Consider the following 15,359-nt stretch of genomic DNA (forward strand, 5'->3'; position numbering starts at 1 on the left):
TTTATTAATAGCCGAGATAAGAAATCAGAAACTTTAGTCTTCCAAATCGATATCTACTTTTTCAACATTTGTTATGATGTCTTTTGTATTTTTTTCGATATCGTGTTTATTTTTTTCAATAAGTGATCTATTTTGTCCAATCAAATCCCTATTTTCTTTAATGCCATCACTATTTTGTTCAATTAATTTGCTAAGAGTTGATATTCTTTTCTCATAACGTATCATTAGAAAATAAATTACGTAAATTAGTAATAAAATTATCGCCCAAGGTAAAAATTGCATATTAAATCCTTATATATTTTTTTGTAATTATAGAAATTTTAGCTTTTAAAAAAAATAAAACCATAAAAATTATACATATTTTATAAATACTTAATAATGCATTACGGATTTAAATGTAATAAAAATTTGTATTCTTAAATGGCTGTATTTTATGATTTTAATTTTTATGAAAATTTTTTAAATTTCCCTTGACTTTTACCTTGTTTTGATATATAATTGCCACTTCACAAAACAGGTGCTGGTGTAGCTCAGTTGGTAGAGCTACTGCCTTGTAAGCAGTGGGTCGGCGGTTCAAGTCCGTTCACCAGCTCCATTTTTGTAACAGTGTTTGACCAGAAAATACCAAAATAGTTTATTAATGTTTAAGGTGAGATACTCAAGCGGCCAACGAGGGCAGACTGTAAATCTGCTGACTATGTCTTCCGTGGTTCGAATCCACGTCTCACCACCATTGTTATGCGGGAGTAGCTCAGTTGGCTAGAGCATCAGCCTTCCAAGCTGAGGGTCGCGGGTTCGAGCCCCGTTTCCCGCTCCAAAATTTGGGAAAATAAACTGGGAGCTGTATCTAGATTTTACTAAACACAGTTATTCCTTACTTTATTTTCAAAATTTTTAGTTGTTTGTATTATTTAATTGGAATCATCTCTGCCAAGCGTTTTTCGCTCATATGGCTCAGAGGTAGAGCACTTCCTTGGTAAGGAAGAGGTCGCGGGTTCAAGTCCCGCTATGAGCTCCACTGGTTAATATGATTTTATTATGATTATACAAATTTGGTAAGAAAAAAGACATATATCACATACGGAGGAAAAGATGGCTAAAGAAAAATTTTCACGTAACAAGCCGCACGTAAACATAGGTACTATTGGTCACGTAGATCATGGTAAAACTACATTAACAGCTGCAATATCTGCTGTTCTTTCACGCAAAGGACTTGCTGAGCTAAAAGATTATGATAATATTGATAATGCTCCAGAAGAAAAAGAGCGTGGTATTACAATTGCTACTTCACATATTGAGTACGAGACAGAGAAACGCCACTATGCCCACGTTGACTGCCCTGGTCACGCCGACTATGTAAAAAATATGATTACAGGTGCTGCACAAATGGATGGAGCTATTCTGGTTGTTTCTGCAGCTGATGGTCCAATGCCACAAACTAGAGAGCATATTTTATTATCACGCCAAGTTGGTGTTCCATACATTGTTGTTTTCATGAACAAAGCTGATATGGTTGATGATGCAGAGCTACTTGAGTTGGTTGAAATGGAAATCCGCGAATTACTTAATGAGTATAATTTTCCAGGCGATGATACACCTATTGTTTCTGGTTCAGCACTTAAAGCTCTTGAAGAGGCAAAAGCTGGTCAAGATGGCGAATGGTCAGTAAAAATTATGGAATTAATGGACGCAGTTGATAGCTATATTCCAACTCCAGTTCGTGCAACAGATAAAGATCTTCTTATGCCAATCGAAGATGTTTTTTCGATTTCAGGTCGTGGTACAGTTGTAACTGGTAGAATTGAAAAAGGTGTTATAAAAGTTGGTGACACAATTGAAATTGTTGGTATTAAGCCAACTCAAACAACAACAGTTACTGGTGTTGAAATGTTTAGAAAAGAGATGGATCAAGGCGAAGCTGGTGATAATGTCGGCGTTCTTCTCCGTGGTACCAAGAAAGAGGATGTCGAGCGTGGTATGGTTCTTTGCAAACCTAAATCAATTACCCCTCATACAAAATTTGAAGGCGAAGTCTATATCTTGACAAAAGAAGAGGGTGGTCGCCATACTCCTTTCTTTAATAACTATAGACCACAATTCTACGTAAGAACAACTGATGTTACTGGCTCAATTACACTCCCAGAAGGAACAGAGATGGTTATGCCAGGTGATAATGTAAGAATTTCTGTTGAATTGATTGCTCCAGTAGCACTTGAAGAAGGCACTCGTTTTGCTATCCGTGAAGGTGGTAGGACTGTTGGTTCAGGTGTTGTTTCAAAAATACTTGGTTAATTTATAAAAATTTGTCAAAGGGAGGATATCCCTTTGATATCTTAATAAGGACTTATATGAGAATTAAAATTGGTTTAAAATGCTCCGAAAGTGGTGATATAAATTATACAACAACTAAAAATAGTAAAACTACTACGGATAAAGTTGAACTTAAAAAGTATTGCCCAAGATTAAAAAAACATACTATTCATAAAGAAGTTAAATTAAAAAGTTAATTAAGAAGCTATTAGGGCAATAGCTCCAACGGTAGAGCGCTGGATTCCAAATCCAATGGCTGGGGGTTCGAATCCCTCTTGCCCTGCCACGACTAAGGTTAAGATTATGGAGAAAATTATAAATTATATTAAGCTTTCTAAATTGGAAATAATGAAGGTTATCTATCCTACAAAAGAACAAATTAGAAATGCTTTTTTTGCAGTTTTTATCGTAGTTGCTGTTGTATCACTTTTTTTAGCTCTTGTCGATGTTATTATGTCCTTTGTTCTATCTAAAGTTATATGATATAAGGAAAAGTAATGTCACATAAATGGTATGCTATACAGACTTACGCTGGAAGCGAAATGGCAGTAAAAAGAGGAATTGAAAATTTAGTAAAAGATCATGGAATAGAAGATCAGCTAAAAGAAGTTATAGTTCCTACAGAAGACGTAATTGAGATAAAAAATGGTAAGCAAAAAATCAACGAAAGAACTCTTTATCCAGGTTATGCTTTTGCATGCTTAGACCTTGATACAGCTCTTTGGCACAGGATTCAATCTTTACCAAAAGTTGGACGTTTTATTGGTGAGGCCAAAAAACCTACGCCATTATCTGAAAAAGATATAAATACTATTTTGGAAAAAGTTCAAAAAAGGGCTGCACCAAAACCTAAGATATTCTTTGAGGATGGTGAGAGTGTTCGTATAACAGAAGGTCCTTTTGCTAACTTTACAGGTATTGTTGAAGAATATGACATGATACATGGCAAACTTAGGCTTAATGTTTCTATTTTTGGTAGAAGCACCCCTGTTGATATTTTGTATTCACAAGTTGAGAAGATAATTTAAGGAGCAAAAAATGGCTAAAAAAGTTATAGGTGAAATAAAATTACAAATTGCTGCAACAAAAGCAAACCCTAGTCCGCCGGTTGGTCCAGCTCTTGGACAAAAAGGTGTTAATATTATGGAATTTTGTAAAGCCTTTAATGAGAGAACAAAAGATATGGTTGGGTTTAATATTCCAGTTGTTATAACTGTTTATGCTGATAAAAGTTTTACATTTATCACAAAACAGCCTCCTGCTACAGATCTTATTAAAAAGGCTGCAGGTATAACAAAAGGAACTGATAATCCTTTAAAAAATAAAGTAGGCAAACTAACAAAAGCTCAAGTTTTGGAAATAGTTGAGAAAAAACTTGTTGATTTAAATACAAACGATAGAGAGCAAGCAGCTAAAATTATTGCTGGTTCAGCTCGATCAATGGGTGTCGAAGTAATAGACTAAAACCTTTACCGTCAGGTTGATTAGCAAAAGACGGAAGCAATATATATGCGGAGAAATTTATGGGAAAAACTAGCAAGAGATTTCAAGAATTGCTCAAAAAAGTAGAGCAAGATAAAATTTATAACCTTAGCGAAGCTATTGACACAGTTAAAACTTTGGCTTCTGCTAAATTTAATGAAACAGTTGAGATCGCATTAAAATTAAATGTTGATCCAAGACATGCTGATCAAATGGTTCGTGGTTCAGTTGTTTTGCCGGCCGGTACAGGTAAAACTGTAAGAGTTGCTGTTATTGCTAAAGATGCTAAAGCTGATGAGGCAAAGGCAGCTGGTGCTGATATTATTGGTGCAGATGATTTAATTGAAGATATACAAAAAGGTATAATGAATTTTGATGTTCTTATAGCTACTCCAAACTTAATGGGTCTTGTAGGTAAGGTCGGTAGAATTTTGGGACCAAAAGGATTAATGCCAAATCCAAAAACTGGTACAGTTACAATGGATGTTGCACAAGCTGTTAATAATGCAAAAAGTGGTCAAGTAAATTTCCGTGTTGATAAGCAAGGAAATATACATGCAGGCCTTGGTAAAGTTAATTTTACTAAAGAACAATTAAATGAAAATATTTCAACATTTATTAAAGCGATCAATAAACATAAGCCTGCAACCGCAAAGGGTAGATATGTTAAAAATGCTTTATTGTCTTTGACAATGAGCCCATCTATAGCTCTTGATACTCAAGAAGTTATGGACTTAAAATAAAACTAAAAATTAAAATTTATATCTTAGATTGGAGATAGCCGAGGCCATTGGGCTTAATTGATTCGACCCGCTCTGCTTGAAATTACCGGTCGGAAAGGAGAAAAAGTGACACGTAACGAAAAAACTGAAGTTGTTGCAAAATTAGAGAGTGAATTTAAAACTGCTGAAGCTATTGTAGTTTGTGACTATCGTGGCCTTTCAGTAAAGAAACTTGAAGTTTTAAGAAATTCTGCTAAAGAACAAAATGTAAAAGTTCAGGTGATTAAAAATACTCTTGCAAATATTGCTCTTAAAAATTCTGATAAAGTCGGAATGGAACTCAAAGATACAAATATCTATCTTTGGAGCGAAGATCAATTGGCAGTAACAAAAGTAGCCGCAAAATTTGAAGAGTCTAATGCTGATCTTTTCAAAATAAAAACAGCTTATATTGATGGCGAAGTTGCTAGCGTTGATAAAGTTAAAGCTCTATCTAAAATGCCTAGCCGTGATGAGCTTATTGCGATGCTTTTACAAGTTTGGAATGCGCCAATTCAAAATTTCACAATTGGTTTGAATGCGCTTAAAGAGAAAAAAGAACAATCAGCTTAATTTAAATTAAAAAAATAATAAGGATTAAAAATGGCAATTACTAAAGAAGATGTATTAGAGTTTATATCTAATCTTTCTGTACTTGAACTTAGTGAACTTGTAAAAGAGTTCGAAGAGAAATTTGGTGTTAGCGCAGCTCCTGTAATGGTAGCTGGTGGTGCTGTTGCAGCAGGCGGTGCAGCAGCTGCAGCAGAGGAAAAAACAGAATTTAACATTGTCTTGGTTGATTCTGGTGATAAGAAAATCAACGTTATTAAAGTTGTTAGAGCGCTTACTGGTCTTGGTCTTAAAGAAGCCAAAGACGCAGTTGAGGGAACACCATCTGTTCTTAAAGAAGGTGTTAGCAAAGATGAGGCTGAGGCAGCTAAAAAAGAGCTTGAAGAAGCTGGTGCTAAGGTTGAACTTAAATAATTTTTTATTATTTGAGCTTAATATTTCAAGAGAGGGCAAAGCCCCTCTCTTTTTTAAATTTTAGATGCCTTTTTAAAAGGCTATACTTTTCTTTCAAAATTACCACGAGGTAGATGCAATGTTAAATAGCTTATACTCAGGAAATCGTCTTAGGGTTGACTTCTCTAATGTCGTTAAGGAGATAGACGTTCCGAACCTACTACAACTACAAAAAAAGAGCTTTGATAATTTTTTAAATTTAAATAACAATCAAGCAGAAAGCGGTATAGAAAAAGTTTTTAAATCAATCTTTCCAATACATGATCCGCAAAATCGTTTGACTTTAGAATATGTTGGCTCAGAAATTGGAAAACCAAAATATACGATCAGAGAGTGTATAGAAAGAGGTCTTACATACTCTGTAAATTTAAAGATGAAAATACGCCTTATCGTTCATGAGAAAGATGATAAGACAGGTGATAAAGTCGGTGTTAAAGATATAAAAGAACAAGAAATTTTTATACGTGAAATTCCACTAATGACTGATAGAATTTCATTTATTATAAATGGTGTTGAGCGTGTTGTTGTAAATCAACTTCATAGAAGCCCAGGTGTTATTTTTAAACAAGAAGAGAGCGCGACCGTTGCAAATAAATTAATTTATACAGCTCAAATAATACCAGACCGTGGCTCTTGGCTACACTTTGAATATGACACAAAAGATATTTTATATGTTAGGATAAATAAACGCAGAAAAGTACCAGTAACTATATTATTTAGGGCACTTGGATATAAAAAACAAGATATTATTAAGTTGTTTTACCCGATACAAAATTTAATTATTAAAAATAACAAATTTTTAACTCTTTTTAATCCTGAAGATTATTTGGGAAGAGTTGAATATGATATAAAAAACGAAGATGGAGAAATTCTTCACCAAGCAGGCAAACGTCTTACTAAGAAAAAAGCTGACAAGTTGATCGAGGATGGAGTAAAATTTGTTGAATACCCAGTTGAAGCACTTATTGGTAGATATTTGGCAAATCCTGTAATAAATACAGAGAGTGGAGAAATTTTATATGATACACTATCTGCTCTTGACGAGAATAAACTTGCAAAAATTTTAGCTGAGCATGAAAGTATTGAGATTATAAATAACTCTGCTGCTGGTGTTGATGATGCAATTATAAATTCTTTCATAGCTGACAACGATATGCTTAAGGTTTTAAAACAAACTGAGGGCGTGGATGATGAAAATGATCTTGCGGCTATTAGAATTTATAAGGTTATGAGACCAGGAGAGCCAGTTGTAAAAGAGGCTGCAAAGAGTTTTGTAAATGATATGCTATTTAACCCTGAGAGATACGATTTAACAAAAGTTGGTCGTATGAAAATGAACCATAAGCTCTCTCTTGACGTGCCAGAATACGTTACTTTACTAACAAGTGAAGATATCATAAAAACTGCAAAATATCTTATAAAGGTTAAAAACGGACAAGGTCACATTGATGATCGCGACCACCTTGGTAACCGCCGTATAAGGTCAATCGGTGAGCTACTCGCTAGCGAACTTCACCTTGGTTTTGTAAAGATGCAAAAGGCAATCCGTGACAAATTTACAAGCTTAAGCAATAATACTGAAGAGATTATGCCATATGACCTCATTAATCCAAAAATGATTACTGCCACAATTATGGAATTTTTCACAGGCGGTCAGCTAAGCCAGTTTATGGACCAGACAAACCCACTTAGTGAAGTTACTCACAAGCGCCGTCTATCTGCACTTGGCGAGGGTGGCTTAGTAAAAGAGCGTGCTGGATTTGAAGTGCGCGACGTTCATCCAACTCATTACGGTAGAATTTGTCCAGTTGAGACTCCAGAAGGTCAAAATATTGGTCTTATCAATACGCTTTCAACCTATGCAAAAGTAAATGATCTTGGCTTTGTTGAAGCTCCTTACAAAAAAGTTATAGATGGCAAAGTAACTGATGAGATAGTTTATTTAACCGCAACTCAAGAAGAGGGTAATGTTATAGCTCCAGCATCAACCAAACTTGATGAAAATGGGCATATCGTTGAGGACTTGATTGAGGTTAGAAAAGATGGCGAGATGATGCTTGCGCGTAGAGAAGATGTTACTTTGATCGACCTTTGTTCTGGTATGATAGCTGGTGTTGCGGCTTCACTTATTCCATTCCTAGAGCATGATGATGCTAACCGTGCTCTAATGGGTTCAAACATGCAACGTCAGGCAGTACCACTACTTCGTTCAACTGCTCCTATTGTTGGAACAGGTATGGAAAGCGTTATTGCAAGAGATGCATGGGAAAGCGTAAAAGCAAGACGTAGTGGTGTGGTTGAAAAGGTTGATAATAAAAATATATTCATTTTAGGCGAAGACGAAGCTGGTCCATATATCGATCACTACTCTTTAGAGAAAAATTTAAGAACAAACCAAAATACGACATTTTCACAACATCCAATTGTTAAAAAAGGCGATGAGATCGTTGCTGGTCAAATAATTGCTGACGGTCCAAGTATGGAAAAAGGCGAGCTAGCTATCGGTAAAAATGCACTAATTGCATTTATGCCTTGGAATGGCTACAACTACGAGGATGCGATCGTTATTAGTGAAAAAATGATACGTGAAGATGCTTTTACAAGTGTCCATATCTATGAAAAAGAGATCGAGGCTCGTGAGCTAAAAGATGGTGTTGAAGAGATAACAAAAGATATACCAAACGTCAAAGAAGAGGAGCTTATGCACCTTGATGAGAGTGGTATTGTCAAAATTGGTACAGAGATTAAGCCTGGTATGATCCTTGTTGGTAAAGTATCTCCAAAAGGTGAAGTTAAGCCAACTCCAGAAGAGAGGCTACTACGCGCTATCTTTGGTGAAAAAGCTGGCCACGTCGTAAATAAATCGCTATACGCTTCAGCTTCAATGGAAGGCGTAGTTGTTGATGTTAAAATTTTTACCAAAAAAGGTTATGAAAAAGATAGCAGAACAAATAAAGCTTACGAAGAAGAGAAGACTCTTTTAGAAAAAGAACATCATGATAGACTACTTATGCTAGACCGCGAAGAGATGTTAAAAGTTACAGCACTTCTTTCTAAAAATCCACTAGCAAGTGATCAAGAGGTAAATAAAAAAGAGTATAAGAAAGGCTCAAAGATCAATAAGGCTGATCTTGAAAATATAAATAGATTTACTCTAAATGCTATCGTTAAAAGCTTTTCAAAAGATATCCAAAAGAAATATGATGAGCTAAAAAATTACTTCCAAAATGAGAAGAAAAAGCTCAAAGAAGAGCACGATGCTAAGATAGAAATTTTAGAAAAAGATGACATTTTACCAAGTGGCGTTGTAAAACTTGTAAAAGTTTATATAGCTACAAAACGCAAACTAAAAGTTGGCGATAAAATGGCTGGACGTCACGGTAATAAAGGTATCGTTTCAAATATAGTTAGAGAAGTCGATATGCCTTATCTTCCAAGCGGTCAGATCGTTGATATCGTGCTAAACCCACTTGGCGTTCCAAGCCGTATGAATATCGGTCAAATTTTAGAGAGCCACCTTGGCCTTGTTGGCTACCGCTTAGGCGAGCAGATCAATGAAATTTTTGAGACCAAAAAAGGCGAGTGGATAAAAGAGCTAAGAGCTAAGATGATAGAGATAGCAGGCGTTGCTAAGCTAATGGATGCTAAAAAAGCTCTTGGCAAGATGAGTGACGAGAAGCTTCTTGAATACGCAAAAGATTGGAGTAATGGCGTAAGATTTGCAACTCCAATTTTTGAAGGCGTTAAGGCTGATGAATTTGCAAAACTATTTGAGATGGCAAAGATAGATAGCGATGGTAAAACTGAACTATATGACGGACGCACAGGCTCAAAGATAAGAGAACGCGTTAATGTTGGTTGTATGTATATGCTAAAACTTCACCACTTGGTTGATGAAAAAGTTCACGCAAGAAGTACGGGACCATACAGCCTTGTTACACAACAACCAGTCGGCGGTAAGGCACTATTTGGTGGTCAAAGGTTTGGTGAGATGGAGGTTTGGGCACTTGAGGCTTATGGTGCCGCTCATACACTAAGAGAGATGCTAACTGTAAAATCAGATGATGTTGAGGGAAGACTTTCTGCTTACAAAGCTTTAACAAGAGGTGAAAACGTTCCTGAGACTGGTATCCCTGAGACGTTCTTTGTTCTAACAAACGAGCTAAAATCACTAGCTCTTGATGTAGAAGTATATGATGAGGATGAGACAAATGAAACTAACTAATTTAAAACCAGTTGAGATAAAAGAAGAGCATAGACCTCGTGATTTTGAAGCTTTTCAACTTCGTTTAGCAAGTCCTGAGAAGATAAAATCTTGGAGTTACGGCGAGGTTAAAAAGCCAGAAACTATCAACTACCGCACACTAAAGCCTGAGCGTGATGGATTGTTTTGTGCGAAAATTTTTGGACCGATCCGTGACTACGAGTGCCTTTGTGGTAAATATAAAAAGATGCGTTATAAGGGTATCAAATGCGAAAAGTGCGGTGTTGAAGTAACGACATCTAAAGTACGCCGCTCTCGCATGGGTCACATTGAGCTTGTAACTCCAGTGGCTCACATCTGGTATGTAAATTTCTTGCCAAGCCGTATTGGTGCACTTCTTGGTATTAAGATGAAGGATCTTGAGCGCGTACTTTACTATGAGGCATACATTGTTGATAATGCTGGCGAGGCTTATTACGACAATGAAAATTCTAAAAAAGTTGAAAAATACGACGTTTTAAATGAAGAGCAATATCAAAGCCTAGCTTCAAGATATGAAGAGACTGGTTTTACAGCTAGAATGGGTGGTGAGGTCATCTATGACATGCTAGCCGAGCTTGATTTGATGGAAATTTTAAATCAACTAAAAGAAGAGATGGAGTCTACAAATTCTGAGGCCAAGAAAAAGACTATCGTAAAACGCCTAAAAGTTATCGAGAGCTTTTTAAATTCAGGCAACCGCCCAGAGTGGATGATGATAACAAATTTACCAGTTCTTCCACCTGATCTTAGACCGCTAGTCAGCCTTGATGGTGGTAAATTTGCTGTTTCAGACGTAAACGACCTATATCGTCGCGTAATAAACAGAAATAGCCGTCTAAAACGTCTACTTGAGCTTGACGCACCTGAGATCATTATAAGAAATGAAAAGAGAATGCTTCAAGAGGCTGTTGATGCGCTATTTGATAATGGCCGCAGAGCAAATGCAGTAAAAGGTGCAAATAAGCGCCCACTAAAATCACTAAGCGAGATTATCAAAGGTAAGCAAGGCCGCTTCCGTCAGAATTTGCTAGGTAAGCGTGTTGACTTCTCTGGACGTTCTGTTATTGTTGTTGGTCCAAAGCTAAAGATGGATCAGTGTGGTCTTCCAAAGAAAATGGCTCTAGAACTATTTAAACCACATTTGCTTGCTCGCCTTGAAGAAAAAGGCTATGCAACAACTGTTAAGCAAGCTAAAAAGATGATAGAAGATAAGACAAATGAGGTTTGGGAGTGCCTAGAAGAGGTCGTTAAAGACTATCCAGTTATGCTAAACCGTGCTCCAACACTTCACAAGCTTTCTATCCAAGCGTTTCACCCAGTGCTTGTTGAGGGCAAGGCGATCCAGCTTCATCCATTAGTTTGTGCTGCATTCAACGCGGACTTTGACGGCGACCAAATGGCTGTTCACGTGCCACTATCACAAGAGGCTATCGCTGAGTGCAAAATTTTGATGCTTAGCTCAATGAACATCTTGCTTCCTGCAAGTGGTAAGGCTATCACAGTTCCTTCACAAGATATGGTTTTAGGAATTTATTATTTAAGCCTAGAGAGAAATGACGAAAAAGGTGCAAATAAAATTTTCTCAAGCGTTGATGAAGTAATGATCGCTGAAGAGGCTAATACCCTTGGTCTTCACGCTAAAATCAAAACAATGGTTGATAACAAGATCATCTTTACAACAGCTGGTCGCTTGATCTTAAGAGCGATACTTCCTGATTTTGTCCCTGAAAATATGTGGAATAAGATCATGAAGAAAAAAGACATTGCAAATTTGGTTGATTATGTTTATAGAAATGGCGGCCTTGAAGTAACGGCCGATTTCCTTGATAAGCTTAAAAATTTAGGCTTTAGATATGCTACAAAAGCGGGAATTTCTATCTCTATTGCTGATATCATCGTGCCTGATAGCAAGCAAAAATATATTGACGAAGCTAAGAAAAAAGTTCGTGAAATTCAAAAGCAATACGGCGCTGGTCTTTTAACAGACAGTGAGAGATACAACAAGATCATTGATATCTGGACAGATACAAACAACAGCGTTGCAAGCGAGATGATGAAACTTATTCAAAACGATAAAGGTGGATTTAACTCAATTTATATGATGGCAGACTCAGGTGCGAGAGGTAGTGCAGCACAAATTCGCCAGCTAGCTGGTATGCGTGGTCTTATGGCAAAACCTGATGGCTCAATTATTGAAACACCGATCATTTCAAACTTCCGTGAAGGTCTAAATATAATGGAGTACTTTAACTCTACCCACGGAGCTAGAAAGGGTCTTGCAGATACCGCGCTAAAAACCGCTAACGCCGGTTATTTAACAAGAAAACTAATCGACGTTGCTCAAAACGTTAAAGTCACTATGCATGACTGCGGTACGCACGAGGGTGTTGAGATCACAGATATCACAGAGAGCGGCGAGCTAATAGAAAGCCTTGAAGAAAGAGTCTTGGGCCGTGTTTTAGCAGATGATGTGATCGATCCTATAACAAATGAAATTTTATTTAGCGAAGGCACTCTACTTGATGAAGAAAAAGCTAGAGCTATAACTGAGGCTGGTATAAAATCAGTGAGCATTAGAACGCCTATCACGTGCAAGGCACCAAAAGGCGTTTGTGCAAAATGCTACGGCTTAAACTTGGGTGAGGGCAAACTTGTAAAACCAGGTGAAGCAGTTGGTATCATTTCAGCTCAATCTATCGGTGAGCCAGGTACACAGCTAACGCTAAGAACATTCCACATCGGTGGTACGGCTTCTACTGAGCAACAAGATCGCCAAGTTATCGCTCAAAAAGAAGGCTTTATTAGATATTACAACCTTAGCACATACGAAAATAACGGTAAAAAGATCGTTGCAAATAGAAGAAGTGCGGCTGTGCTACTTGTTGAACCAAAGATTAAATCAACAATTGACGGCAAAATAGAGATCGAATATGCCCACGAAGATGTAAATATCGTGATAAAAGGTAAAAAAGAAGAGGTTAAATATACAATTAGAAGAAATGATCTTGCTAAGCCAAACGAATTAGCTGGTGTTAGCGGAAAGATCGAAGGAAAGATGTATATACCTTATGTAAGTGGCGATAAAGTAAAAGAGAATGAAAGTATCGTTGAGATCATAAAAGAGGGTTGGAATATCCCAAATCGTATCCCATACGCTAGTGAACTTAAAATTTCAGACGGAGATCCTGTAACTCGTAAAATTTTAGCCGACGCAAATGGTGTAGTTAAATTTTTCATATTAAAAGGTGATTATCTTGATAGGGTTAAAGATATCAAAAAAGGTCACAAAGTAACTGAAAAAGGTTTCTTTGTAGTTGTTTCTGATAAAGATGGACGTGAGGCGGTTCGCCATTATATCCCAAGAAATTCTATCATCCAAGTTTCTGATAATGATGCAGTTGAGAGAGCGACAGTAGTTTCGTTACCTGAAAAAGATGATAAGTTGATTATTGCTGAGTGGGATCCATACTCAACTCCAACTATTGCTGAAGAAGCCGGTGTGGTTAGTTTTGAAGATATTGAGCCAGGATACAGCGCTACTGAGCAAGCAGATGAGGCGACTGGACAAAGACGTCTTGTTATCAATGAGTATTTGCCAAGCGGTGTAAAACCTGCGATTATTATCGCTACTAAAAAAGGAAATTTAATTAAGTATCCGCTTGATCCAAAAACCGCGATCTTTGTCTCAAGTGGCGATGAAGTAGCACAGGCTGATATTTTGGCTAAGACTCCAAAAGCTGTTGCTAAGTCAAAAGATATTACCGGTGGTCTTCCAAGAGTTAGTGAGCTATTTGAAGCAAGACGTCCTAAAAATACAGCTATCGTTGCAGAGATTGATGGTGTGGTTAGATTTGATAAGCCACTTCGCTCAAAAGAGCGCATAATTATCCAAGCCGAAGATGGCACAACTGCTGAGTATTTGATCGAGAAAAGTCGTCAGATACAAGTAAGAGACGGTGAATTTGTCCATGCTGGCGAGAAACTAACTGATGGGCTAATCTCAAGCCACGATATTTTAAGAATTCTTGGCGAAAAAGCGCTTCATTATTATTTGATTAGCGAGATTCAACAAGTTTATCGTCGCCAAGGTGTTGCGATCGCAGATAAACATATCGAGATCATTGTCTCTCAAATGCTTCGCCAAGTCAAAATCGTTGATAGTGGAAATACAAATTTCATAGTTGGCGATATGGTCTCAAGAAATAAATTTAAAGAAGAGAACGAGCGCATCATGAACATGGGTGGTGAGCCAGCTATTGCTGAGCCGATCTTGTTAGGCGTTACAAGAGCGGCTATTGGAAGTGATAGTGTGATCTCTGCTGCATCGTTCCAAGAGACAACTAAAGTCTTAACAGAAGCATCGATTGCTGCTAAATTTGACTATCTTGAAGATCTAAAAGAGAACGTTATCCTCGGACGTATGATCCCAGTTGGAACTGGTTTTTATAAGGATAAAAAAGTAAAAATCAAAGAAAACTAATACTTCAAGCCCCTATTTTGGGGCTTAACCTCTTTATAAAATTAAATCAATTAAAAATTTACAAGCTATTAACTATCACCTAATAAAATCCTTATCTTTAAATCACATCATGGAGAATTTATGAAAAACATTGATCTTGGACTTTTATTTATACGTTTAGGACTTGGTATCTGCCTTTTTATGCATGGTTTTGGTAAAATTTTACATGGACTTAGTGGGGTAAAAGGTATACTAGTAAATGCTGGTTTACCTGGATTTTTGGCATATTTTTCTTACCTTGGAGAGGTCTTAGCGCCAATTATGTTAATTATTGGTTTTTATTCAAGGGTAGGCGCTATCCTAGTTTTAGGTACTAGTATTACTATTTTATACTCGTACTATGGATTTGCAAATTTATTTGCATTAAATGAGGTTAATGGCTTTAAATCGGAACTTATCTATCTTTATATTGCTATTTCACTTTGTATTCTTTTGATAGGTAGTGGCAAATATGCTGTCAAACAAGACTAATACAAAATAAAGACAGCAGAGTTTTTATAAAATCAAGAATTAGATGAGTAAATCTAACTTATTAACCGTTATTTAAGTTTATTTTAAATAAAATTAGGTCTTTTTAATAAATTTAGTTGAAAGGAATTATTGTGCCAACCATAAATCAATTGGTCAGAAAAGAACGCAAGAAAGTGATTGTTAAGTCAAAATCTCCAGCGTTAAAAGAGTGCCCTCAAAGAAGAGGAGTTTGCACTAGGGTTTATACTACAACTCCTAAAAAACCAAACTCAGCTTTGAGGAAAGTTGCCAAAGTTAGGCTAACAAGCGGTTTTGAAGTCATCAGCTATATCGGCGGTGAAGGTCATAACCTACAAGAACACAGTATCGTTTTAGTTCGCGGTGGTAGGGTTAAAGACTTACCGGGTGTTAAATATCACATCGTTCGTGGTGCACTTGATACTGCTGGTGTTGCAAAAAGAACAGTTTCTCGTTCTAAATATGGTGCAAAACGCCCTAAAGCTGGCGCTGCAGCTGCAACAAAAAAGTAAAAATTTAGGTTCGCAGA

The 15,359-nt window shown here is 36.7% G+C and carries 13 protein-coding genes and 5 tRNA genes; 17 read left to right on the forward strand and 1 reads right to left on the reverse strand.

Features of this window, described 5'->3' with window-relative positions; all coding sequences use genetic code 11:
* Nucleotides 1–33: 33 nt before the first annotated feature.
* Complete coding sequence (locus CVS84_RS02150; RefSeq protein WP_021090800.1) at nucleotides 34–282, reverse strand: hypothetical protein; 249 nt, start codon at nucleotides 280–282, stop codon at nucleotides 34–36.
* Nucleotides 283–519: 237 nt separating this feature from the next.
* Here CVS84_RS02150 and CVS84_RS02155 point away from each other — a divergent pair.
* The 17 genes from CVS84_RS02155 (at nucleotide 520) to rpsL (ending at nucleotide 15,342) form a co-directional block, all read left to right on the forward strand.
* A tRNA-Thr gene (locus CVS84_RS02155) sits at nucleotides 520–595 on the forward strand.
* Nucleotides 596–648: 53 nt separating this feature from the next.
* A tRNA-Tyr gene (locus CVS84_RS02160) sits at nucleotides 649–733 on the forward strand.
* Between the two features lie 7 nt (nucleotides 734–740).
* A tRNA-Gly gene (locus CVS84_RS02165) sits at nucleotides 741–817 on the forward strand.
* 126 nt (nucleotides 818–943) lie between these two features.
* A tRNA-Thr gene (locus CVS84_RS02170) sits at nucleotides 944–1,018 on the forward strand.
* Between the two features lie 74 nt (nucleotides 1,019–1,092).
* Nucleotides 1,093–2,292: an elongation factor Tu gene (gene tuf / locus CVS84_RS02175; protein WP_107690986.1), complete on the forward strand. Its 1,200-nt coding sequence runs from the start codon at nucleotides 1,093–1,095 to the stop codon at nucleotides 2,290–2,292.
* A 56-nt stretch (nucleotides 2,293–2,348) separates the two neighbouring features.
* On the forward strand, nucleotides 2,349–2,507 hold the full coding sequence (gene rpmG, locus CVS84_RS02180; protein WP_035167196.1) for a 50S ribosomal protein L33: 159 nt from the start codon (nucleotides 2,349–2,351) through the stop codon (nucleotides 2,505–2,507).
* A 13-nt stretch (nucleotides 2,508–2,520) separates the two neighbouring features.
* Nucleotides 2,521–2,596: transfer RNA gene (locus CVS84_RS02185), tRNA-Trp, on the forward strand.
* Nucleotides 2,597–2,613: 17 nt separating this feature from the next.
* A complete protein-coding gene (gene secE / locus CVS84_RS02190) occupies nucleotides 2,614–2,793 on the forward strand; it encodes a preprotein translocase subunit SecE (RefSeq protein ID WP_072594862.1) in 180 nt (59 codons plus the stop codon).
* A 14-nt stretch (nucleotides 2,794–2,807) separates the two neighbouring features.
* Complete coding sequence (nusG, locus tag CVS84_RS02195; RefSeq protein ID WP_054196403.1) at nucleotides 2,808–3,338, forward strand: transcription termination/antitermination protein NusG; 531 nt, start codon at nucleotides 2,808–2,810, stop codon at nucleotides 3,336–3,338.
* Between the two features lie 10 nt (nucleotides 3,339–3,348).
* Nucleotides 3,349–3,774: a 50S ribosomal protein L11 gene (gene rplK / locus CVS84_RS02200; protein ID WP_107690987.1), complete on the forward strand. Its 426-nt coding sequence runs from the start codon at nucleotides 3,349–3,351 to the stop codon at nucleotides 3,772–3,774.
* Nucleotides 3,775–3,833: 59 nt separating this feature from the next.
* Nucleotides 3,834–4,535, forward strand: coding sequence for a 50S ribosomal protein L1 (gene rplA / locus CVS84_RS02205; protein WP_107690988.1), 702 nt, complete (start codon nucleotides 3,834–3,836; stop codon nucleotides 4,533–4,535).
* Nucleotides 4,536–4,640: 105 nt separating this feature from the next.
* Nucleotides 4,641–5,126 (forward strand): 50S ribosomal protein L10, encoded by a 486-nt coding sequence (rplJ, locus tag CVS84_RS02210; RefSeq protein WP_021090459.1) that lies wholly within the window; start codon nucleotides 4,641–4,643, stop codon nucleotides 5,124–5,126.
* Nucleotides 5,127–5,156: 30 nt separating this feature from the next.
* Nucleotides 5,157–5,537, forward strand: a complete 381-nt coding sequence (rplL, locus tag CVS84_RS02215) for a 50S ribosomal protein L7/L12 (RefSeq protein WP_021090592.1) — start codon at nucleotides 5,157–5,159, stop codon at nucleotides 5,535–5,537.
* Nucleotides 5,538–5,655: 118 nt separating this feature from the next.
* On the forward strand, nucleotides 5,656–9,801 hold the full coding sequence (rpoB, locus tag CVS84_RS02220; protein WP_107690989.1) for a DNA-directed RNA polymerase subunit beta: 4,146 nt from the start codon (nucleotides 5,656–5,658) through the stop codon (nucleotides 9,799–9,801).
* Entirely contained in the window at nucleotides 9,788–14,302 is a 4,515-nt protein-coding gene (gene rpoC, locus CVS84_RS02225) for a DNA-directed RNA polymerase subunit beta' (RefSeq protein WP_107690990.1), read from the forward strand. The genes rpoB and rpoC overlap by 14 nt, the downstream gene beginning before the upstream one ends.
* A gap of 120 nt (nucleotides 14,303–14,422) precedes the next feature.
* Complete coding sequence (locus CVS84_RS02230; protein ID WP_054196410.1) at nucleotides 14,423–14,812, forward strand: DoxX family protein; 390 nt, start codon at nucleotides 14,423–14,425, stop codon at nucleotides 14,810–14,812.
* Between the two features lie 131 nt (nucleotides 14,813–14,943).
* Nucleotides 14,944–15,342, forward strand: a complete 399-nt coding sequence (gene rpsL / locus CVS84_RS02235; RefSeq protein ID WP_103649434.1) for a 30S ribosomal protein S12 — start codon at nucleotides 14,944–14,946, stop codon at nucleotides 15,340–15,342.
* Nucleotides 15,343–15,359 lie beyond the last annotated feature (17 nt).

The organism is Campylobacter concisus (assembly GCF_003048575.1).
Lineage (GTDB): Bacteria > Campylobacterota > Campylobacteria > Campylobacterales > Campylobacteraceae > Campylobacter_A > Campylobacter_A concisus_U.